This window comes from Rhodoferax sp. LS1R11, assembly GCF_056521395.1.
Genome location: NZ_JBWMAW010000035.1, coordinates 1,963 through 5,689, shown reverse-complemented (window position 1 = coordinate 5,689; position 3,727 = coordinate 1,963). Strand labels below are relative to the sequence as shown.

Below are 3,727 nucleotides of genomic sequence, written 5' to 3'. Positions count from 1 at the left end.
AAAAACGCCCAATCTTTCGACTGGGCGTTTCTGGTTGACTAGCCTGACGATGACCTACTTTCACACGGGAATCCGCACTATCATCGGCGCAGAAGCGTTTCACTGTCCTGTTCGGGATGGGAAGGAGTGGTACCACTTCGCTATGGTCGTCAGGCATAACTTTTTGTCATCTTGACTGGGTCAAGACAACCAATTTATAGAGCTAATCAGCTTCATCGAATTAACGAACCTGTAGTACTTGCGTAGTACAGGATTTTTGAATGCGTCAACTTGGCATAACTTCCTTGAAACTGCTTTTTGCAGATCAAAGTTATAGGGTCAAGCCGCACGAGCAATTAGTATCAGTTAGCTTAACGCATTACTGCGCTTCCACACCTGACCTATCAACGTCCTGGTCTTGAACGACTCTTTAGGGGGCTCAAGGCCCCGGCAGATCTCATCTTGAAACGAGTTTCCCGCTTAGATGCTTTCAGCGGTTATCTCTTCCACACTTAGCTACTCGGCAATGCCACTGGCGTGACAACCGATACACCAGAGGTGTGTCCACTCCGGTCCTCTCGTACTAGGAGCAGGCTTCCTCAAATCTGCAGCGCCCACGGAAGATAGGGACCAAACTGTCTCACGACGTTTTAAACCCAGCTCACGTACCTCTTTAAATGGCGAACAGCCATACCCTTGGGACCGGCTACAGCCCCAGGATGAGATGAGCCGACATCGAGGTGCCAAACACCGCCGTCGATATGAACTCTTGGGCGGTATCAGCCTGTTATCCCCAGAGTACCTTTTATCCGTTGAGCGATGGCCCTTCCATACAGAACCACCGGATCACTATGTCCTGCTTTCGCATCTGCTCGACTTGTCAGTCTCGCAGTTAAGCACGCTTATGCCATTGCACTATCGTCACGATGTCCGACCGTAACTAGCGTACCTTCGAACTCCTCCGTTACGCTTTGGGAGGAGACCGCCCCAGTCAAACTGCCTACCATGCACTGTCCCCGATCCAGATAATGGACCTAGGTTAGAACCTCAAACACACCAGGGTGGTATTTCAACGTTGGCTCCACGATACCTAGCGGCACCGCTTCAAAGCCTCCCACCTATCCTACACAGATCTGTTCAAAGTCCAATACAAAGCTACAGTAAAGGTTCATGGGGTCTTTCCGTCTTTCCGCGGGGAGATTGCATCATCACAAACATTTCAACTTCGCTGAGTCTCAGGAGGAGACAGTGTGGCCATCGTTACGCCATTCGTGCAGGTCGGAACTTACCCGACAAGGAATTTCGCTACCTTAGGACCGTTATAGTTACGGCCGCCGTTTACTGGGACTTCAATCAAGAGCTTGCACCCCATCATTTAATCTTCCAGCACCGGGCAGGCGTCACACCCTATACGTCCACTTTCGTGTTTGCAGAGTGCTGTGTTTTTAATAAACAGTCGCAGCCACCGATTTTTTGCAACCTCATTGGGCTCCATCCGCGAGGGACTTCACCTACTAAAGGCACACCTTCTTCCGAAGTTACGGTGTCAATTTGCCGAGTTCCTTCTCCTGAGTTCTCTCAAGCGCCTTAGAATACTCATCTCGCGCACCAGTGTCGGTTTGCGGTACGGTCGTGTGTAGCTGAAGCTTAGTGGCTTTTCCTGGAAGCAGGGTATCACTCACTTCGTCTGCAAGCAGACTCGTTATCACCCCTCATCTAAGCCCGGCGGATTTACCTACCAGGCACGACTACAGGCTTGAACCAACATATCCAACAGTTGGCTGAGCTAACCTTCTCCGTCCCCACATCGCACTACACATCGGTACAGGAATATTGACCTGTTTCCCATCAACTACGCATCTCTGCCTCGCCTTAGGGACCGACTCACTCTACGCCGATGAACGTTGCGTAGAAAACCTTGCGCTTACGGCGAGGGGGCTTTTCACCCCCTTTAACGCTACTCATGTCAGCATTCGCACTTCTGATACCTCCAGCACGCTTCTCAACGCACCTTCACAGGCTTACAGAACGCTCTCCTACCACTTGCAATAAATTGCAAATCCGCAGCTTCGGTAACTGGCTTAGCCCCGTTACATCTTCCGCGCAGGACGACTCGATCAGTGAGCTATTACGCTTTCTTTAAATGATGGCTGCTTCTAAGCCAACATCCTGACTGTTTTAGCCTTCCCACTTCGTTTCCCACTTAGCCAATTTTAGGGACCTTAGCTGGCGGTCTGGGTTGTTTCCCTCTTGAGTCCGGACGTTAGCACCCGGTGCTCTGTCTCCCAAGCTGTACTCGTCGGTATTCGGAGTTTGCCTTGGTTTGGTAAGTCGCCATGACCCCCTAGCCAAAACAGTGCTCTACCCCCAACGGTAATACTTGAGGCACTACCTAAATAGTTTTCGGAGAGAACCAGCTATTTCCAAGTTTGTTTAGCCTTTCACCCCTATCCACAGCTCATCCGCTAGTTTTGCAACACTAGTCGGTTCGGACCTCCAGTACCTGTTACGGCACCTTCATCCTGGCCATGGATAGATCACTTGGTTTCGGGTCTACACCCAGCGACTAATTCGCCCTATTCGGACTCGATTTCTCTACGGCTTCCCTATTCGGTTAACCTTGCCACTGAATGTAAGTCGCTGACCCATTATACAAAAGGTACGCAGTCACCCCTTACGAGGCTCCTACTTTTTGTAAGCATGCGGTTTCAGGATCTATTTCACTCCCCTCCCGGGGTTCTTTTCGCCTTTCCCTCACGGTACTAGTTCACTATCGGTCAATGATGAGTATTTAGCCTTGGAGGATGGTCCCCCCATATTCAGACAGGATTTCTCGTGTCCCGCCCTACTTGTCGCAAGCTCAGTACCACACAGGTCATTTCACGTACGGGGCTATCACCCGCTATGGCCAGTCTTTCCAAACTGTTCCGTTATGTCTTGTGCTATCACTTGCAGGCTTTTCCGATTTCGCTCGCCACTACTTTCGGAATCTCGGTTGATGTCTTTTCCTCGAGCTACTGAGATGTTTCAGTTCACCCGGTTCGCCTCGCATACCTATGTATTCAGTATGCGATACCTTTGCAGGTGGGTTTCCCCATTCGGAAATCTCCGGATCAAAGCTAATTTGCCAGCTCCCCGAAGCTTATCGCAGGCTATCACGTCCTTCGTCGCCTATCATTGCCAAGGCATCCACCACATGCTCTTATTCACTTGACCCTATAACTTTGACGTCTCGTTAGAGACTAAAAGTTGTTTTCAAGGAATGTCTGTCAGGTCTTTCACCTGACGCGTTATGCCGTATTCAAGCTTTCACTTAAATAACTCGAATTCAAACGTGAAGTCTGATATTCATTTTGACGCAATCAAAAATTTGTCACTAGCGGCACGGTCTGCACTAAACCTTTACGAATGTGCAGTTTCCGCTAGCAACGCTGATTAAACTCTATAAATTGTTAAAGAACAGCCGATTGATCAAGTAATCCTGACCAACACCAAAACCGCTTTTTTCAAAGCAACTTTGGTGTTAACCACTTAATTTTTGATAAGAAGTTGAAAGTTTGGTGGAGGTGACAGGACTCGAACCCGCTACCTACTGCTTGCAAAGCAGCCGCTCTCCCAGCTGAGCTACACCCCCAAAACCAGAAGGACGTTGGACGACAATGGTGGGTCTGGTTGGTCTCGAACCAACGACCCCTGCGTTATCAACACAGTGCTCTAACCAACTGAGCTACAGACCCAAGCCGGTCAC

The 3,727-nt window shown here is 49.7% G+C and carries 2 tRNA genes and 2 rRNA genes; all 4 read right to left on the bottom strand.

Annotated elements, in window-relative coordinates:
- Positions 1-41: 41 nt before the first annotated feature.
- The 4 genes from rrf to AC097N_RS21125 all read right to left on the bottom strand — a co-directional run bounded on the left by rrf (position 42) and on the right by AC097N_RS21125 (position 3,716).
- Positions 42-154 (bottom strand): 5S ribosomal RNA (gene rrf / locus AC097N_RS21140).
- 160 nt (positions 155-314) lie between these two features.
- A 23S ribosomal RNA gene (locus AC097N_RS21135) occupies positions 315-3,195 on the bottom strand.
- A gap of 342 nt (positions 3,196-3,537) precedes the next feature.
- A tRNA-Ala gene (locus tag AC097N_RS21130) sits at positions 3,538-3,613 on the bottom strand.
- A gap of 26 nt (positions 3,614-3,639) precedes the next feature.
- Positions 3,640-3,716 (bottom strand) — tRNA-Ile (locus AC097N_RS21125).
- Positions 3,717-3,727 lie beyond the last annotated feature (11 nt).